The organism is Microcoleus sp. Pol7_A1 (assembly GCF_036701085.1).
Lineage (GTDB): Bacteria > Cyanobacteriota > Cyanobacteriia > Cyanobacteriales > Microcoleaceae > Microcoleus > Microcoleus asticus.
In genome coordinates, this window is sequence record NZ_JAUBQD010000091.1 from 1 (window position 1) to 18628 (window position 18628).

Sequence of the window (18628 nt, forward strand, 5' to 3'; positions counted from 1 at the left end):
ACACCGGATTGCTATGCCCGGTGAGGGTAGCGATAGGTTTTTGGCTTTCCAGGTGCCACAGTTTGATGGTGTGGTCACTGCTTGCAGAAGCCAAAGTCAAGCCATCTGGACTAAACGCGACGCTCCACACCGGATTGCTATGCCCGGTGAGGGTAGCGATAGGTTTTTGGCTTTCCAGGTGCCACAGTTTGATGGTGTGGTCATTGCTTGCAGAAGCCAAAGTCAAGCCATCTGGACTAAACGCGAGGCTATTGACATAATTGCTATGCCCTTCCAAACTATTGCGCTCTTTTACTGCAGACACTGCTTGTTGCAGCGCAGCTATCACTCGTCCTCTAATATGTTTTGTCGTCTCGGATGAAGAATCTAGTTGTTTGAATGCTTGCCCTGCCTTTAATGCTTCCAACAGTGCTTGGAATGTCTCTCCTGAACGAAAGGATTCATTAGAAAAAGCAGTTTCCTGGATGACATTTGCTAAATTCTGGGCTTGATTGACTTTATACGTAGCCAATTGCTCTGCTTTAATTAGCGTCTGATTCGCTTGAGTCAAAATTTTATTCGCTTGTTTTTGTGCTTCTAACTCTCGTTCAACTTCCCGCTGTTGGACTTCCCGACTGGCATTTAAAAACTGATAATCCAAATCGCTCAAACTTTTATCGGCTGCCCAAGTTTGAGCATCTTGCAACGCTTGACCCCGCAACAGTCGCGATTCATCTTGGCAATCAGACTCTATCCAAGCTTTAAAACTTTCGCTGTAAGGGCGGAGATTCGCTAATTGTTTTTCCACCCAATCAAGGTTAAAAACCGATTGATAAATTGGGTTATAAACTTTAAGTTTGCCAGACTGCTTAACTACCAACCCAGTTAAGCGTAGTTCCATTTGTTCGGGAGTATCATCAGTCGCTATTTCATTGTGCTGCAAAATTTGCTGATATAGTCCCAATAACCTACTTGCCCGTTGTTCGCTGCGTAAAATGCGATCGCGAATCGTCTTTAAATGCTCAGGTTCATCCTGCCCTTCCCAATACTCAATCACCTTTTCTCGAACTAAATTTTTTACCCACTCAGCGGGATTTTGCCTGAATCCAGAGTTGGCACGATCGAGCAGTAATTTACAAACTTTTTGCGTTAAAAACGGCTGCCCTCCTGTCCAATATAACACCGCTTCTAACAATGCTTGAGAATTTTCTGCTTGAGTTTCTAACCCGACTGCCAAAGGTTGCGCTTCTGCTAATTGAAACCCCGTTAACTCTATCCCTCGACCAATATTAAAAGGAGTGCGTCGCTTGTCTTGAATTAAATCTGAGGGAGTTGCCACCCCTAACATCGTAAATGTCAAGCGACGATAATCGGGTTTATCAGCTCGATTATTATAGCAATCACGAATCACGGCAAAAAAATCTTCTATCTTAAACTTTAAGCTGATTAAGCTGTCCGATTCATCGACAAAAATTACTATGTTTCCTGAGAGATTTTTGAGTAATACTTCTTCAATAAATTTACTAAATCGTTTAACATTCGATAGTAATCTATTCTGCTCCCACCATTCATCTAAATCAAAAACGTCATACAAATTTAATCTGCTGACGATGCTATCGATCACGCCGGCGTACCACTCTTCTGGTGTAATATCTGAGGTGCCAATTTCTGTGATATCAATGCTACTACAGGCGATTCCCTCTGATTGTAACCTCTGCATTGTCCGCACTCGCAGGGATGATTTTCCCATTTGTCGGGAATTAAGAACATAGCAGAATTCTCCGGCTTTTAAAGCTTGATAAAGTTCTTCATCCGCCTTTCGAGTGACATAAGTTGGGGCGTTTGCAGGCAGGCTACCTCCAACTTGATATTGATAATCTTTCATAGGTCATTGTTAATTTATAGGTGGAAAATACGAGAATCAAGGAATTAATTTGTACAGCCGTACAGGTTCAGAAATTCCCTTTAACGGTTGCATTCCTAAGTCAATCACATTTAAAGATAAATGGGTTTTAACGACTTGATAAACTGTCTCAGAAATACAGATTCCACCTGAATCTGCTTTCCCTTCTAAACGAGCCGCTAAATTTACACCAGCCCCTCTGATATCATTATTAAAAGAGAATATTTCCCCCAAGTGAATACCAATGCGATGTTGGAGGACATGACTCGCAGGTAAGGTTGTAGCAGCTTGGGCGAGACTTCGTTGTATTTCTAGCGCACAGGCAACTGCTTTTACGGCACTTTCGGGAAAGCAAATTAATAAACCATCGCCCATTTCTTTCAGGACTTTGCCTTGATGTTTAGCGCAGATGCCTCGGATGATGTTGAAATCTCGATTCACTAATTCTAGTGTCAGCTTTTGGTTGGCAACTGATAAAGCGGTGGAATTAACTACATCCGAAAAAATAATAGCTGCTAAATTACTCTCTACGGGCAAGCTTGATGAGTTATTAGGTGGTTCCACAGCAGTCATATTCGCTCGGGGAGAGGCTAGGCGATGGCTAAAGTATTGACGATACAAACCACACAATGGCATTACAGCATTTCCCTGAAATTTGATCAATCCCATGCTTCGCAATTTAAAAGCCTCTCCGGTGTGAATCTCTACAGGTTGTTCGCTGTTAATTACTTGTCTAATTGTTGCTGCTAGTTCTGCATCTGTTTCCAAGTTAACTAAATGCCGTCGTAAATGATCGTAGTAAGGGCCTTCTTCAGTAGGAGCGACTTTTAGCAAGCTATCTAAGGTAATTCTCCCCCTGGCAACTTGGTAGAGAGCAACTCGAACTAAATAAGGATGACCGCCCACCATTTCCATCAGGTCACTAATCTCTTGATTTGACCAATTTAATCGGTGTCGATTCACTAAATCTGTTACCTGTATCTGATTTAGTTCAGGTAAATCTATCGGCAATCCCACGTTAAATGGCGACTGATTAATATTGAGAGGGATATAAACTTCTTGAGAGTGAGAAATAACTAACCTCAGCTTTTTCCAAATTTCCTCATTTTTGCCCCGCTCGTGCCAAGCTCGTAATAATCCAAAGAAGTCGGTGGCTATTTCGGAATGCTGAAAAATCCGATCGACTTCATCTAACCCTAAAACAAGAGGCCGCTCGCTGTCAGATAGTAGATACCGTTGGAAATACTTCGTAGTTTTATTTTTACTGCCGAGAACGCCTTTCCAATATTCTCCTAACCTATCTTCTAAATTTAATTCATTGGTAATCTCACCACAAAACCACTGCAACAACTCATCAAGATTTGTGAGAAAACTGCCATCAGCCCATTGAAAGTTTAAATAAGCTGTTTGATATCCCTCTTCCTTGGCGCGGTATAAAATTCGCTGCACTAAGGAAGTTTTTCCCATTTGCCGGGGGGCTTTGACTCGGATTAAAGCTCCGGGTTTTACAATAGTTTGGTAGCAGTCGGATTCGATTGGAGGCCGATCGATATATAGGGGTGAATCTAAACTAACAGAACCTTCTGGGTTATCTAAATTGAGAAGAGAAACGGGAGGGGAGGCGATCGATCGCACATTTTCCAACGCAGGCGACGACTCCTCAACGAGATCGCTAACAGAAGCATCGCGCGATCGCTCTGCTGCATCCAACTCCGAAAAATCCGACTTCTTCTTTAATACCGGAGTCAGCTCTTCGGGAATACCAGCCATGCTGATGCTAACGCAACCCAACTTATAGGCACGTTCGATCGACTCCCCCGCCGCCAAGGTATCGTAAAAACCCACAGCAAATTCTCGTGCCGCCTTATCTCCCACCGCTTGCTTCATGCCGATAACGTATGGAATGTGACGTGCGATCGCCTCAGCTTGCACTTCTGAATAGCAAGCGTTGAGTATTACGCACTCCACGTACTCCTTAAACGCCTCAAACAAAGCTGCCAAAGCTTTGGCATTTACTAGCTTAATCTGCCCCATGTCATCTTCTAGGGCTAAACCGCTTTCTCCTGCACCATGCCCAGAGAAATGCACAATCTCTGGTTTATAATCTAATACGGCTCGTTGCATTTCTCTTGGCGTCACCGCCCACTGTTGCTCCAGTTGAAACTTGTCGCGCTTTTTAGACCGTTGCAACCCCTCTGCAATTTCCTTCGCCTCTTCACCTAAGCGCAAGGGAGTGGAGTTTTTTGGGTTGGCGGCCAAAAACAGGATCGTTTTTTTCTTTCTTGGGGTACTACTCATCAATGGAACCTTCACTAGAGGAGATGCACGATATTAACGAGACTATCCCAGTCAGGGCGAGATATTTCTTGCCTTTACGGTATTTACGCACAAACATCTTTATTTTTGTTAGTCCGTCAACTGGCAGAAACGATCGCCCTGACTCAAGCATAACCAATCGAAAAGGCGATCGCTACTCTCAACTAATCATTTGAACTCCGTATTCAATAAGTGCGATCGGCTTCCCCTTTTGCAGTCTTATTTTCATAAATATCGAGATTCTTTGCCCCTAGAGAAGCAATTCCTCCTGCTACATCTTTATAAATCTTTTTGATAATTAAGCAAGCAACAATCTTCCTTCTTTTTTCTTCCTTATTCCTTCTGCTCTTCCTCTACGTCAAGAGCGGTTTATTAAAAAAATTAGTAATTTTAAAGACAATGCCCGACTAAATAGTCGATCGAACGCCTCACTCTTTGATAACACTTTCGATGGAGATCTAAAATTCACCTAAAGTTTATCCCCCTTTGGCAAAACCCTTCCTAAGATAGAAGTTAGGGGTCGATCGGTCTAAAAGCCGATTCAGGGGCAAGTGTCAAGGACTCCATCGAACCCAAATCCAGAGCAGCAAGACAGGGAGGACATCAAAATCATGGTAAACGCGCCGACAGGGGAAACCCGCCTGGGCCCGACCGATCAGGTGCAAGCCTTAGACCGCGATTGCACAACCCTATCCCGTCACGTACTCCAGCAACTCCACAGCTTTTCAGCAGATGCTCAGGATCTCAGCGCCCTGATGAATCGCATCGGACTAGCTGCCAAGCTGATCGCTAGGCGACTCAGCAGGGCCGGATTAATGGCAGATGCCTTGGGGTTTACAGGGGCTGTGAATGTGCAGGGAGAATCCGTCAAAAAGATGGATATCTATGCCAATGAAGTGTTTATCTCGGTATTCCAGCAAAGCGGACTTGTCTGCCGCTTGGCTTCGGAGGAAATGGAAAAACCCTACTACATTCCCGAAAACTGTCCGATCGGGCGTTACAGTCTGCTCTACGACCCCATAGACGGTTCTTCCAATCTTGACATCAATCTCAATGTCGGCTCCATATTCAGCATCCGCAAGCAAGAGGGAGACGATGCAGATGGCTCTGCTTCCGACTTGCTGCAACACGGACACAAACAAATAGCGGCAGGCTACGTGCTCTACGGCCCGAGTACCATGCTGGTTTATTCGATCGGTCAGGGTGTTCATTCCTTTACCCTCGATCCCAGTTTGGGCGAGTTTATTCTAGCTAACGAAAACATTAAGGTTCCCGATCGCGGCCCGATTTACAGCGTTAATGAAGGCAACTTCTGGCAGTGGGAGGAATCTTTGAGAGATTACATTCGCTACGTACACCGCAGCGAAGGATACACCGCCCGGTACGGCGGGGCTTTGGTGGGAGATTTCCACCGGATTTTATTCCAGGGAGGCGTGTTTTTGTACCCCGGAACGGTCAAACAACCGGAGGGCAAATTGCGTTTGCTCTACGAATCGGCTCCTTTGGCGTTTTTGATGGAGCAAGCCGGCGGGCGCGCCAGTACCGGCATTCAAGACATCTTAGACGTTGTGCCGACCAAACTGCACGAGCGATCGCCTTTGATTGTCGGCAGTAAAGAAAATGTAGCGATGGTCGAGTCTTTTATTCAAGATCGAGCGCGCAATCCTAGAACAGTCCAAGAGTGAAGGAAGAGGGAAGTTCGGCAACGGATTATGTAACGGATGTAACGGATGTAACGGATGTCAGGAAGAAGGAAGTTTGGCAAGGGATTATGTAACTAATGTAACTGATGTCAGGAAGAAGGAAGAGGGTTTTAACTTATAACTTTCGACTCCCAATTACCAATTCCCCATTGCCAATTCCCCATTACCAATTTTCAATTTTCAATTCCCAATTTCCAAGTCCCAATTAACAGCTATCAAATTGTAGGAGTTACAGTAATGACAGCAACATCAACGAATCACCTGTTAGAAATCAAAGAAATTGGCCAAAGTATCTGGATGGACAATTTGACTCGCGATCTGATCCAGTCCGGCGAACTCAAAAAGATGATTGAAAGTCGGGGACTGCGCGGGATTACATCTAATCCGGCTATTTTTGAGAAAGCGATCGCGGGTAATGTGATTTACGACGCGGATATCGAAGCCGGCATCCGGGCGGGCAAATCTGTAATGGAGATTTACGAATCTCTGGTATTTGAAGATATCCGCAACGCTTGCGACATCTTTGCCCCAGTTTACGCAGAGTCGAATGGTTTGGACGGTTACATCAGTATCGAAGTGCCACCGACGATCGCCAACGATACAGAAAGCACGATTAGCGAAGCCTTGCGCTATTATCATGCGATCGGCAAAGAAAACGTGATGATTAAGATTCCGGGAACCGCTCAAGGTTTGCCCGCAGTTGAGCGAGTCATCAGCGAAGGGATTAACGTTAACGTGACTTTGCTGTTCTCGGTTGACAGCTACGTCGAAACCTTCTGGGCTTACATTCGCGGTTTGGAAGCGCGGGCGGCTAAAGGTTTGGATGTGAGCAATACTGCTTCTGTTGCCAGTTTCTTCTTGAGCCGGATCGACATCAATATCGATGGGAAGATTGACGAGAAACTCAAAAATGTCACAGATATTTCCACAAAAGCTAAACTGGAAGCAGTGAAGGGGAAAATTGCGATCGCCAATGCGAAGGTAGCTTACCAGAAGTATAAAGAGATCGTAGCGAGCGATCGCTGGCAAGCTTTAGCAGCCAAAGGAGCGAAAGTGCAGCGATTGCTGTGGGCTTCCACCAGCACCAAAAACCCCAACTACAGCGATGTCATGTATGTCGATGAACTAATAGGCCCCGACACCGTTAACACTTTGCCGCCGAACACTGTTGAAGCTTGTTTCGACCACTGCGATGTCGCACCCCGGATTGAGAACAACGTTGCAGAAGCTTACACGCTGATCGAAAGTCTCAAAGATCCCGACATCGACATCAACTTGGACAAAGTGATGGCAGACTTGCTCCTCGACGGGATTGAGAAATTCGTCACCCCGTTCCAATCCCTGATGGATTCCTTGCAAGAGAAAGTCCAGAAGTTGTCACCCGTCGCTTAGGCAGATATCTGTATCCTGAAAGGCAGAAGCATTTAGGAGTCGGAATAGATAATTGTTTTGCTTCCTAAATGCTGAGTTTTAAATCCTCTCTAGGAATTTTGAGATTAATGGGTTTCAAAGTTCCTAGAGAGCAAAATCATCTGCCTCCTCTAGCAGTATGAAGAAGCGATTAACTCTCTCACCCAGCAACTAGCAGAAATGACCGCAAACTATCATGGTGTCTTGGCAGGGTTAACACCACTAGAACAAGGAAAATAAATAATGGTAACGCTACTTGAAAATCCACTGCGGGTTGGTTTGCGAAAAGAACGGGTGCCGGAACCGCAAATACTGGTGATCTTCGGAGCTTCTGGGGATCTCACCCAGCGCAAACTCGTACCAGCAATTTATCAGATGAAGCGCGATCGGCGCTTGCCACCGGAAACTACCGTGGTGGGAGTAGCCCGCCGCCCTTGGAGTCACGATTACTTCCGAGAGCAAATGCGCGAAGGCATTGAAGAATTTGGCGGCGGTATTGGCAGTGAAGAATTATGGAAAGATTTCGCTCAAGGTTTGTACTACTGTCCGGGCGACATTGATAACCCCGAAAGCTATGAAAAACTCAAAGCTTTCTTAGCGGAAATCGACGAAGAAAGGAAAACTCGCGGCAATCACATATTTTATCTATCAGTTTCCCCGAACTTTTTCCCAGAAGCAATTAGGCAACTAGGCGCTGCTCAAATGCTAGTTGACCCAGCAAAACACCGCTTGGTAATTGAAAAACCCTTCGGCCGCGACTTGAGTTCAGCAAAAGCTCTCAACCGAGTCGTGCAGCAGGTTTGCCAAGAAAAGCAAGTTTACCGGATCGACCACTATTTGGGTAAAGAAACTGTTCAGAATTTAATGGTGTTCCGGTTTGCTAACGCGATTTTTGAACCGCTGTGGAATCGGCAATTTGTCGATCACGTACAAATTACAGTTGCAGAAACAGTAGGCGTAGAAGACAGGGCGGGTTACTACGAATCCTCTGGGGCGTTGCGGGATATGCTGCAAAACCACTTGATGCAGATTTTCTGTCTGACGGCGATGGAACCGCCGAACTCGCTCGACGCTGACAGCATCCGCACCGAAAAGATGAAAGTTCTGCAAGCAACTCGCTTGGCAGATTTGAATAACTTGGAGTTCTCAGCGATTCGCGGTCAATATTCCGCAGGTTGGATGAAGGGCAAACCCGTGCCGGGATATCACGATGAACCGGGGGTTGCTCCCAACTCGACAACGCCGACTTTTGTGGCGATGAAGTTTACGATCGACAACTGGCGCTGGCAGGGAGTGCCTTTTTACCTGCGAACCGGCAAACGGTTGCCGAAAAAAGTCAGCGAAATTGCGATTCAGTTTCGTGAAGTGCCTCTGATGATTTTTCAGTCGGCGGCGCAACAAACTACCCCTAACGTTTTGACCATGCGCGTGCATCCCAACGAGGGGATTTCGCTGAGGTTTGAGGCGAAAATGCCGGGGCCGGATTTGCGGACTCGGACGGTGGATATGGATTTCAGTTACGGTTCTTCCTTTGGGGTGACATCTTCGGATGCTTACGATCGACTGTTAATTGACTGTATGCTGGGCGACCAAACTTTGTTTACCCGTTCTGATGAAGTGGAAGAAGCTTGGCGGGTGGTAACGCCGGCGCTAATGGCTTGGGAATCGTCCAACGAACAGGAGTTGGTTCCTCAATACGAAGCGGGTACTTGGGAACCGGCGGAAGCAGAACTGCTAATTAACAGAGACGGCCGCAAGTGGCGCAGACTTTAAAAGTCAGTCGATTTGAGATTTGAGATTTTAGATTTTAGATTTACTGCACAGATGAATCTGAGAGCTTAAACTAGGGTCTAAAATTTTGGGATCTCCAGGACTACTGAACTAATGACCAATCACTGATGACTAAAAACTGACAAAGGAGAAAAAACCGATGACGATGACACCGATTAAAGCTCCGCCTCTGGTTTCGCTGCAAAATCCTAAAGATGTGTCGCTCGACCAAATAGAGGCCGAATTGAGTCAAATTTGGGAAAGTTACAGAGAATCAGGGTCAAAGGGCGATGTTTCGATCGCTAGTAGGGCAACAACTTTTACTTTTATAGTCTACGAACCCGAAGAAACTCAGCGGTTATTAGCGGATCTGGGCTTTTACGACGGGCCGGTGGACGGTATTACCGGGCCGATGACGGCATCTAGCATCAGGGCGGCTCAAAAAGCTTACGGGCTGCCGAGAACTGGCAAACCTAACGCTGAATTGCTGGCGACTTTGCGGGAAGAAGTGGCTCGCAAAAATTCAAAAGGCGAGGAGATGGGATCGAGTGGTTTGGGTTCCGGGGGTTCGGGGGTAGCTGACGCGATCGTGGCTGCCAATCCGTGCCGGATTATTGCTCTGTGCCCGACGGCGGGGGAAGATACGGGCGTACAGGCTCAAGTGGCTGCTTATTGTCCGGTTCACCAGCGCACCACTGGCAATCTGATCTGCTGCGAGTACATTACGCTGCGGGGTACGGAAGCTGCTTTGGAACGGGTGAGCGGCATCGTGACGGCGCTGACGATCGCCAATTTGCCGACTCTGCTGTGGTGGAAAGCGAATCCTGATGCCGATCGAGGTTTGTTCCAGCGGCTGGCGGCAATTAGCAGTTCTGTGATTGTTGACTCTAGCAGTTTTGCCGAGTGTGAAGCGGAATTGCTGTTGATGCAAAGTCTGATGGAAGACGGAATTCCGATCGCGGATCTCAATTGGCGCCGGCTGGCCGCGTGGCAAGAGTTGGCTGCTGAAGCTTTTGACGCCCCGGAACGCCGCGCTGCGATTCGGGAAATCGATCGGGTGACGATCGATTACGAACAGGACAATTCTACGCAAGCGCTGATGTATTTGGGTTGGCTGGCGAGCCGGCTTCAGTGGCGTCCTGTTGCTTTCAAACAGGAAGAGGGCGATTACCAAATCAAGCGAATTAAATTCGCAGGACCGGACGAACGGTTTGTAGAAGCGGAGTTGGCTGCTATTCCTACTGCTGATACGGGCGATGTCCCGGGCGATTTGATTGCTCTGCGTTTGAGTTCTACGAACGAGAAGGCTGACTGCGGTACAGTTCTGTGTTCGGAAGTGGGCGGCTGTATGCGGATGGAAACGAAGGGCGGCGCTCAAACAGATCGGTTTAACCAGGTGAGTCCTCTGTTCGATCAGGTGACGGAACAGTTGCTGGGCCAGCACTTGCAGAGTTGGGGCCGAGATGTGCTTTACGAAGAAAGTTTGGCAGTCACGGCTCAAATACTGAAGTTACCTAAGCGGTAAAAAGAAGGAAGAAGGAAGAAGGAAGAGGGAAGAAGGAAGAAGGAAGAAGGAAGAAGGATTGAGTTAATATTCAGTGGGGCAGGCAATGTCTGCCCTACTTTTTTAGAAGTTGTGAGTTAGAAGTTATGAGTTTTGAATTAATAATGTTGTTCTGTGACTCAAAACTCTAAATTACTTCCAAAAAGCCACGAAATTACCACTATTCTTCTCATTCTTCCTTCGCGCCATTCGCGTCTTCGCGGTTCGTTAAATATGTATTTTTTGTAAATAATCTAGAACTATGGCTTTAGTAATTGCTGGCGAACGCAGCGGTGCGGGAAAGACTACTGTAACGATCGCCATTTTAGCTTATTTAATCCGCCGCGGCTTGAATGTTCAATCTTTTAAGGTTGGTCCCGATTACATTGACCCCATGTTTCATGCCTTTGTTACTGGTCGCCCCTGTCGGAATTTAGACCCGGTATTAACGTCTGAATCTTATGTAAAAAAGTGTTTTTCTCGTCATATTCAAGATGTCGATTATGCCTTAGTTGAAGGGGTAATGGGGCTATTTGATGGGGTTTCTCAGAAGAAAGAAGAAGGAAGTTCGGCAACGGATTTCGTAACGGATGTAACGGATAGAAGTTCGGCAACGATTGTACGAGATGTAAAGGATTTAACGGATTTAACGGATTTAAGGAAGCCAGAAGGAAAACAACACTATTCTATTTCCTTTGCTTCTACGGCTCATGTTGCTTATTTGCTGAATTTGCCGGTATTGTTTGTGATAGATTGCAGCAGGCTCTCTGGTTCTGTGGCTGCGATCGCCCACGGTTTTCGTTCTTTTAACCCTAACCTTAAATTCGCTGGTTTGGTGCTGAATCGGGTGGCGAGCGATCGACATTTGGAGTTGCTTCAAGATGCTCTAAAACCGCTCAATTTACCTATTTTGGGGGTTTTGCGTAGGGATGAGGCTGTTACTATTCCCGATCGACATTTGGGTTTGATTCCTGCTGAGGAGTTGCCGAATCTTCATGGTGCGATCGATAAGTTGGCTGATTTGGCTGCTGTTAGTTTTGACTGGGAGCAACTTTTGCCTTTGTTGGCTGCAACTCGAAATGAAGGGGGTGAGGGGTCAGAGCAACTTTTGGATAGGCACAGTCTCCCTTCAGGAATTGAAGCTCAAAAAGATGATGTTGTCAACTCTTTGGGAAAACAATTTGGAGTGAGGATTGCAGTTGCGCGCGATCGGGCTTTTAATTTTTACTATCAGGACAATCTTGATTTGTTGGAAGAGTTGGGTGCGGAGTTGGTATTTTGGAGTCCCCTTGATGACTCGGTTTTTCCTGACAATGTGCAAGGGTTATATTTTGGCGGCGGTTTTCCTGAAGTGTTTGCTCAAAAATTGAGCGGTAATATTTTAATTCGGGATGCAGTAAGAAGTGCGATTTTTTCGGGAATGCCGACTTATGCGGAGTGCGGCGGTTTGATGTATTTGTGTGATTCTATTGTAGACTTCGATGGCAATTCTTGGCCAGGCGTGGGAGTTTTGGAAACTGCTGCTGCGATGGGAAAGCGTTTGACGCTGGGATACCGAGAAGCTGTGGCGGTGAGGGATAGTTCGGTATTAACTGCTCTCGATCGGGTTTGGGGACATGAGTTTCATCGATCGCATTTAACTGTTGAACCGAGTAATCCAGTTTATCACAGTTGGAGGTATGGGAAGCGGGGGGAAGTTGAGGCGGTTGCGGAAGGTTGGGGAGTTTGTCAGGTGCACGCTTCTTATTTGCATTTGCACTGGGGTGCTCGTCCTGATATTCCGGCTCGTTTTTTGCAGCAGTGTGCTGATTTTGATTGTAAGGGTGTTTTGGGCGATCGGACTTAATTAATATTTTTTAACGAATCGCAAAGACGCGAAGGACACGTTCGGCGAAGCCGTTCCCGAAGGGTAGGAAGAGAAACAAGAGGAAGCAGAAGATAGGTAATGTCTGTAGCGCTTTGGCAGTAAATCAATTAAGTTTTTTGTGGAACTATTAGAAAAGCCTATTCCTGGCTGCACCCAAGGTATAAATAAAGTGGTCTTACTATTTATATTAGAATATTTATTACAGAGAAAGCTAGGGATGTTGGGATTTATGAGCGAATTAATTTCGACTAAGCAGTTGTCCGCAAAATTGGTGACACCGGAGAATTTTCGGAGTTACGGTCAAGTTATCTTTGCGGCTGTTGATGGCAAGTCTTTCGATGCTGAGGAAGCTCAGTTAAACTTGCAAAATGGCATTCCTAGATTTTACATTATGCGGCTGCCAAACAAAGGTCGCAAGTTTGGCAAAATTACGCGGCACGTTCAATGCACGCAGTGTTTGGGTTCTTTGGATGGAAAGGATTGGTTGATGGCGGTTGCGCCTCCTGGGGATAGGGATAAACCGAGTTTAGATAATATTGCTGCTTTTCGGATTCAGGGCAATTGTTTTATTAAGTTAGATGTGGGGACTTGGCACGCTGGGCCGTATTTTGATGCGGATTTTGTTGATTTTTACAATCTGGAATTGAGCAATACTAATGTGGTTGACCATTTTACCTTTGATATTGTGAAAAATCACAATCTGGAGTTTGAGATTGTTTGATATTGGCGATTTGTAGTTGCGCTTTTTTCTGGGTGATTATTGTTATAGGTTGGTTTTGTGAGTAAAATTTTTTAACCGCAGAGGGCGCTGAGGACGCAGAGGAGGAGAAGGAGGGAATTTTTTTTGCCTTACTAAGCTGAATCGCCACTAGGAAGTATAAAGTTTACAAGTGTTAAAATAGGTGCAATTGTCATGCCTGAGCAAAAGTATAGCATTGTTCTGCGCGAATGTCGTTTGTTAGGTGCGATCGACAGTCAAACAGTGGATATCGCCATAGATGGGGACAAAATAGCCGCCGTAGCGCCGCAGATTCCCGAATTGGGAGAATCCGAAATCGACGTTGGAGGCAAATTAGTCAGTCCTCCTTTTGTGGAGTCGCACATTCATCTCGATTCGGCTTTGACTGCGGGGGAACCGCGATGGAATCAAAGCGGCACTTTGTTCGAGGGAATTCAAATTTGGGGGGAACGTAAGCAAAGTTTAACTCTGGAAGATGTCAAAAAACGGGCTGTTGAAACTTTAAGGCTGCAAGCGTCTCAAGGGATTTTGTTTGTCAGGAGTCACGCTGATGTTAGCGAACCGGCGCTGACTGCTTTGCAAGGACTTTTGGAAGTTCGAGAACAAGTCAAAGATTGGATGACTCTGCAAGTTGTGGCTTTTCCTCAAGACGGGATTTACGGAAGTCCAGAAAATGACAAACTTTTAGAGAAATCTCTGGATATGGGTGCGGATACTGTGGGCGGAATTCCGCATTATGAGTTGACGCGGGAAGATGGGGTGAAGTCGGTTGAGCGAATTTTTGAGCTTGCTGAAAAATACAATAGATTAATAGATGTTCACTGCGATGAAATCGATGATGAACAGTCGAAATTTTTGGAAGTTGTAGCAGCTTGTGCGATTAGAAGCGGGGCTGGTTCGCGGGTGACAGCAAGCCACACGACGGCTTTCGGTTCTTACAACAATGCTTATGCTTTTAAGCTGATGGGAAGTTTGGCAAAATCGGGAATTAATTTCATCGCCAATCCTTTAATTAATATCACTCTGCAAGGCCGCACGGATACTTATCCCAAACGCCGTGGGGTGACGCGGGTTAAGGAGTTGTGGCAGCAGGGATTGAATGTGAGTTTTGGCCACGACTGCGTGCAAGATCCTTGGTATAGTTTAGGTACGGGAAATATGTTGGATGTCGCTCATATGGCGGTTCATGTTTGTCAGATGACGGGAATGGCTGAGATAGAAGCTTGTTTTAATATGGTCACTGCCAACGGTGCTACCACTCTCAATCTGGGAGATGATAATTATGGGATAGATGCGGGTAAGCCTGCAAATTTGATTGTGTTGGATGCTGAGGATTGTTACGATGCAATTAGGAGGCGCGCTGCGGTTCGGTATGTGATTTCGCGCGGTAAGTTGCTAGCGGAAACTGAACCGGCAAAAACAAGTTTTTTCTGACTCTCAATTCGCAGCAATTTTACAATAACATGAGGTCGTACAAACAAACTCATTTTATATGTAAAATTTCAATACATCTCGCTTTAAAATCGATCTTTACTAATAGAACAAATTATGATATTTATCAAAAAGTGTGCAAAACAAAGAATTATGAACGCTAAACTTAAATAATTAGACTGCGGCACAGATATTTTACTGATTCAACAAGATACTTTTAGAGTTAATAGATTTAAAGAATTAATGAGCAATAAACTTGCTAAAAATCTTAACAAAACACCAGATGGATCGAGTAATAGTTATTCACTATTTTTTAGTTTATTTATTTTTTGATTTACAGCGGAACCCGCTGTAATGAGGTACAATAAAAGGTAGTCATGCACAGTAATGATATCGTTTTCTTATGCAAGAATTATAGTGATGTACAAAGTTAAAAATTGCCCCAATATGGTTTGGCAGTGTTTTTGAGAAATACAAGGTTTTACGAACCAAACGAGAAATTCGCTGCCGTAAAGTATTATTAAGTATTTCAATATAACTGGTTTGTTCCGATTATTTACCTACAGGTCGATGTCTTTTAAAAAGTAGCACTTCTGAATAAGATTCCCAAAAATCAGTATAACAAACAGCACATTGTCTATAGACAGGAGGTAAAGATTGCCAGAGCTCTTCCGCAGATTTTTTTGAGCGGTCTCCAATATAAAGTCCAACAATTTCACGGGTATTTCGATCGAAATCTATCCAGAGCCATTGCTTATTTAGCTAGTTTTTGACAAATGACCACATTTCATCTAGCTGTAAAGTCAATGAACCTTTCGGTTTTTTCATCACCAAAATTTCCCAGAAATTTCGGCATACTTTTTATTTACATAATTCTGAAGCCATCGAATGGATACCCCCGTAGCTCTAGCAATGCGGGCTCAAGAAATTTTTTCTCAGAGCGGCCGCTAAATTAAGGATTTAGTTGAGGAGTGAAATCTGCTTATATTGAGAATTTTCAATCTGACTGACGACTACAATTTTTACATTGAAATCGCTGTTTCCCGTAATAAGTCTTTCCATTTATAATAAAAAAATAGCTTTGACAATTAGGACATTCCATACTTTTACCTCGGAAATTTATGTTGATTTAATATTAAACCATTACTCGGCATCACTACCCGAATGACTAATACCAATTTCCTAAAATAGTGCTACAGTTAGTAGGTGTACATTTTGTGAATTAGTACCCAAACATAAGGAAAAAAATGTCAGGAGTCGTCAAGATTGAAATTAGGGAAACAGAAGAAGAACTGAAAGCTCTTCTGAGGAAAGAGAAAGATGTTTGGCGCCACGAAAAACTGCAAGTTCTATATTGGCTCAAAACCAAAACGGTAGAAACTGTATTGTCTGCTGCTGTGCGCGTCGGGAAACATCGTACCACAATACAAAGATGGTTGTCTAGTTATCGAGCGGGGGGAATAGAAGAATTATTATTGCAGAAACCTCGTTCGGGAAGACCAAGAATAATGAATCCTGAAACTGTAGAGAGATTATCAAAGGAATTACAAGAACCCGAAGGATTCAGTAGCTACAAAGAAGTACACCAATGGCTGACAAGCTGCTGTGAAGTAAAAGTGGCATATCGCACAGTACACCAATGGGCTAGATATCGGCTAAAAGGAAAATTAAAAGTCCCACGTCCTGTGAGTGAAAAACACAAAGCCGGGGTAGTAGAAGAATTTAAAAAAAACTCTCATCTCTAATTAAAAGCAGTATGAGCAGCGAGTGAGAGCTTTTTAAAGCAGTGGAAAAAAGTGCGATATTGGAGTCAAGATGAGAGTCGGATGGGGCTGCATACAATTCAAAGAAGAAAGTTAACAGGTTAGGGAATAAAACCGCAAGGAAAGGTGCAATGGGATTTTACTTATTTGTGGCTTTATGGGGCAGTATAACCGCTAAGTGGAGCCAGCTTTTTTTATGAATTTACACATTTAGATACAGTGTGCTTCGAGAAATTTTTAGAGCTATTTGCCAGGGAGTATCCGGAGGATTTACATATAATTCAAGTAGATAATGGAGGGTTTCATAACTCTTTAAATTTGAGTATACTAGAAAATGTGATTTTATTGTTTCAACCTGCCTACAGCCCGGAAGTAAACCCAATAGAAAGACTCTGGGGGTATATAAAAGAACAATTGAAATGGTTGAGATTTGACCAAATAGAAGAGTTGAGAGCAGCGGTGCAAAAAGAGTTAAATAAGTTGACGTTGGAAGTTATTGCTTCTTTGACGGGATGGAAATTTATTTTAGAGGCTCTATCTGCAGCAGAACTTTAGGAAACTGGTATAATGGCTATCGAGGTTTGAAGCACGGGCCTAGATTTGGATTCTTTTTTGAAAGTGGTATCACCGGTAGGATATCGGATCTATCGGTAATTGCGCGTTTGCCGGAAGTAAGGGAAACACGCAGAATATAAATTCCGTGCGATCGCGGATGGCAGTGCAGCAGAAATAGGGGAAACTGATAGATAGGTTAAATAAAAATGAGCGAAATAAACAAGGTCGCTGGCACTTTCAGAAGCTCTGAATCCAAGGCTGTATCTACCCCTAAAGTCGCTTTTGGAGGACGCAATATGTTTGTTTCTTTAAGGGAAACGACTCGCGCCTTGGAATACGCAAATTCCCCATCCAAAAGCTTTGTATTTAAGGACTCCAGCATCAATGAAGGTGGATATTTTGTTTCCAGAATTTTGGCTGGGGAATCTGACTGCATCGAGAAAATTACCTCGGCACTTCAAAAATATGCCTCTATCCTTAGAGAGATTGACAAAGTTCGCGCAACTTCTGACGGCCGCTCGGGCCAACTGCAATTAGGCTCTGTTATCCTCAGTTCAGATTACCTCGATCCATACAAAAGTTAATTGCCAAAATCGCATAGTTATCAAATAAGCTTGATGAGATAACTCCGGGGTGTATCTACTAATAATGCCCTTAATGGAGTCTCCAATATGAGTTCTAAATTCGCTCAAGTTAACTCACAATCTTATGTTGAAAAACTGCCACTGCGCTCCTTAGTCTTCATTGATTCCGGCGTGGAAGATTACGAGTCAATTGCAGCGGGAGTGCTGCCTCGACAGCAGGTAGTAATACTCGATAGCACCAAAAACGGCATCGAACAAATCAGCTCTGAAATTGAAAAATACGCCTCTACTAACGGGGCTATTGACTCGGTTCACATTATTTCTCACGGCAGTTCTGGCAGCCTACAACTTGGCAATACCGCTCTGGGTTCAGATAACATAGAGCAATACAAAAGCCAGTTGGACTCGTGGCAAAGTTCACTAGGCCCAGAAGCAGACATCATGCTGTACGGGTGCGATGTAGCCGCAGGTTCGGGTGCTAATTTCGTCGCTCGCTTCAGTCAATTAACCGGGGCTGACGTTGCCGCTTCCACCAACATAACCGGCAGCGACGGCGACTGGAATTTAGAATTTGCTTCTGGCAAAATTGAATCTCCCTTAGCCTTGGGGCCCGAGGCGATGGCAAGTTACCAAGGTGATTTAGCTACGATCGTGGTAGCCAACAATAGCGATAGCGGGCCGGGTTCATTAAGGGCTGCGCTCGCCACCGCTGTTGCAGGGGATACAATTACCTTCGCTCCAGGTTTAGCAGGTCAAACTATTACCCTCACCAGCGGTCAACTCGATATTCCCGTTGGCAAAAACATCACCATTGACGGTGCAGCGGCAGCGGGTTTAACTATCAGTGGCAACAATACTTCGCGGGTAATCCGCACAGAAGGTTCGACCAATGTTACTCTAAAAAACCTGATTGTTGCCAACGGCAAAGTTTCTGGAACCGATCCGAATAATGAGGCAACTAGCGCCGGTGGTGGCATTCAAACAGGAAGTAGCAGCACTTTAACTTTAGAAAATTGCCAAGTCAATAATAATGTTGCCGGTTTTGGTGGCGGCATTTACACGGGT

The 18628-nt window shown here is 44.8% G+C and carries 14 protein-coding genes and 1 pseudogene; 12 read left to right on the top strand and 3 right to left on the bottom strand.

Annotated elements, in window-relative coordinates; translation table 11 throughout:
* Together QUA20_RS29340 and QUA20_RS29345 are read right to left on the bottom strand one after the other, a co-directional pair.
* Nucleotides 1–1864, bottom strand: a 1864-nt coding sequence (locus QUA20_RS29340) for an AAA-like domain-containing protein (RefSeq protein ID WP_333193710.1), incomplete at its 3' end; no start/stop codon positions are given.
* A 36-nt stretch (nt 1865–1900) separates the two neighbouring features.
* The gene (locus tag QUA20_RS29345) at nt 1901–4180 is read right to left on the bottom strand and encodes an AAA-like domain-containing protein (protein WP_333193713.1); all 2280 of its coding nucleotides are present in this window, start codon (nt 4178–4180) and stop codon (nt 1901–1903) included.
* A gap of 2 nt (nt 4181–4182) precedes the next feature.
* On the opposite strand from QUA20_RS29345, the gene QUA20_RS29350 reads away from it, so the two are divergent.
* From QUA20_RS29350 to codA, 8 genes are all read left to right on the top strand, one after another.
* Nucleotides 4183–4374 carry a hypothetical protein gene (locus QUA20_RS29350; protein ID WP_333193715.1) on the top strand — a complete coding sequence of 64 codons (192 nt, stop codon included), beginning with the start codon at nt 4183–4185 and terminating at the stop codon, nt 4372–4374.
* A 435-nt stretch (nt 4375–4809) separates the two neighbouring features.
* On the top strand, nt 4810–5883 hold the full coding sequence (gene fbp / locus QUA20_RS29355; RefSeq protein WP_172191475.1) for a class 1 fructose-bisphosphatase: 1074 nt from the start codon (nt 4810–4812) through the stop codon (nt 5881–5883).
* A gap of 255 nt (nt 5884–6138) precedes the next feature.
* Complete coding sequence (gene tal, locus QUA20_RS29360) at nt 6139–7293, top strand: transaldolase (protein WP_333193717.1); 1155 nt, start codon at nt 6139–6141, stop codon at nt 7291–7293.
* Nucleotides 7294–7554: 261 nt separating this feature from the next.
* Nucleotides 7555–9084, top strand: a complete 1530-nt coding sequence (zwf, locus tag QUA20_RS29365; RefSeq protein WP_333193718.1) for a glucose-6-phosphate dehydrogenase — start codon at nt 7555–7557, stop codon at nt 9082–9084.
* A 157-nt stretch (nt 9085–9241) separates the two neighbouring features.
* Entirely contained in the window at nt 9242–10606 is a 1365-nt protein-coding gene (gene opcA, locus QUA20_RS29370) for a glucose-6-phosphate dehydrogenase assembly protein OpcA (protein WP_333193721.1), read from the top strand.
* Between the two features lie 280 nt (nt 10607–10886).
* Nucleotides 10887–12470 (top strand): cobyrinate a,c-diamide synthase, encoded by a 1584-nt coding sequence (locus tag QUA20_RS29375; RefSeq protein ID WP_333193723.1) that lies wholly within the window; start codon nt 10887–10889, stop codon nt 12468–12470.
* A gap of 250 nt (nt 12471–12720) precedes the next feature.
* Nucleotides 12721–13212: an ureidoglycolate lyase gene (locus QUA20_RS29380; protein ID WP_333193726.1), complete on the top strand. Its 492-nt coding sequence runs from the start codon at nt 12721–12723 to the stop codon at nt 13210–13212.
* Between the two features lie 192 nt (nt 13213–13404).
* Complete coding sequence (codA, locus tag QUA20_RS29385) at nt 13405–14664, top strand: cytosine deaminase (protein WP_333193727.1); 1260 nt, start codon at nt 13405–13407, stop codon at nt 14662–14664.
* 372 nt (nt 14665–15036) lie between these two features.
* On the opposite strand, the pseudogene QUA20_RS29390 reads toward codA, so the two are convergent.
* Nucleotides 15037–15763 (bottom strand): annotated as a pseudogene (locus tag QUA20_RS29390) (IS1 family transposase).
* Nucleotides 15764–15908: 145 nt separating this feature from the next.
* On the opposite strand from QUA20_RS29390, the gene QUA20_RS29395 reads away from it, so the two are divergent.
* From QUA20_RS29395 to QUA20_RS29410, 4 genes are all read left to right on the top strand, one after another.
* The gene (locus QUA20_RS29395; RefSeq protein ID WP_333193731.1) at nt 15909–16406 is read left to right on the top strand and encodes a helix-turn-helix domain-containing protein; all 498 of its coding nucleotides are present in this window, start codon (nt 15909–15911) and stop codon (nt 16404–16406) included.
* Nucleotides 16407–16643: 237 nt separating this feature from the next.
* The gene (locus QUA20_RS29400) at nt 16644–16979 is read left to right on the top strand and encodes a transposase (RefSeq protein WP_333193734.1); all 336 of its coding nucleotides are present in this window, start codon (nt 16644–16646) and stop codon (nt 16977–16979) included.
* Between the two features lie 296 nt (nt 16980–17275).
* Complete coding sequence (locus QUA20_RS29405; RefSeq protein WP_333193737.1) at nt 17276–17563, top strand: DUF4347 domain-containing protein; 288 nt, start codon at nt 17276–17278, stop codon at nt 17561–17563.
* Nucleotides 17564–17650: 87 nt separating this feature from the next.
* The coding region (locus QUA20_RS29410) for a DUF4347 domain-containing protein (protein WP_333193739.1) at nt 17651–18628 on the top strand (978 nt) is incomplete at its 3' end.

Bases quoted from the DNA above. Each gene is read 5' to 3' on its own strand.
- QUA20_RS29375 (WP_333193723.1), top strand. From the start codon at position 10,887: ATGGCTTTAGTAATTGCTGGCGAACGCAGCGGTGCGGGAAAGACTACT.
- QUA20_RS29405 (WP_333193737.1), top strand. From the start codon at position 17,276: ATGTTTGTTTCTTTAAGGGAAACGACTCGCGCCTTGGAATACGCAAAT.
- QUA20_RS29395 (WP_333193731.1), top strand. From the start codon at position 15,909: ATGTCAGGAGTCGTCAAGATTGAAATTAGGGAAACAGAAGAAGAACTG.
- tal (WP_333193717.1), top strand. From the start codon at position 6,139: ATGACAGCAACATCAACGAATCACCTGTTAGAAATCAAAGAAATTGGC.
- QUA20_RS29345 (WP_333193713.1), bottom strand. From the start codon at position 4,180: ATGAGTAGTACCCCAAGAAAGAAAAAAACGATCCTGTTTTTGGCCGCC.
- opcA (WP_333193721.1), top strand. From the start codon at position 9,242: ATGACGATGACACCGATTAAAGCTCCGCCTCTGGTTTCGCTGCAAAAT.
- QUA20_RS29380 (WP_333193726.1), top strand. From the start codon at position 12,721: ATGAGCGAATTAATTTCGACTAAGCAGTTGTCCGCAAAATTGGTGACA.
- codA (WP_333193727.1), top strand. From the start codon at position 13,405: ATGCCTGAGCAAAAGTATAGCATTGTTCTGCGCGAATGTCGTTTGTTA.
- zwf (WP_333193718.1), top strand. From the start codon at position 7,555: ATGGTAACGCTACTTGAAAATCCACTGCGGGTTGGTTTGCGAAAAGAA.
- QUA20_RS29350 (WP_333193715.1), top strand. From the start codon at position 4,183: ATGGAACCTTCACTAGAGGAGATGCACGATATTAACGAGACTATCCCA.
- fbp (WP_172191475.1), top strand. From the start codon at position 4,810: ATGGTAAACGCGCCGACAGGGGAAACCCGCCTGGGCCCGACCGATCAG.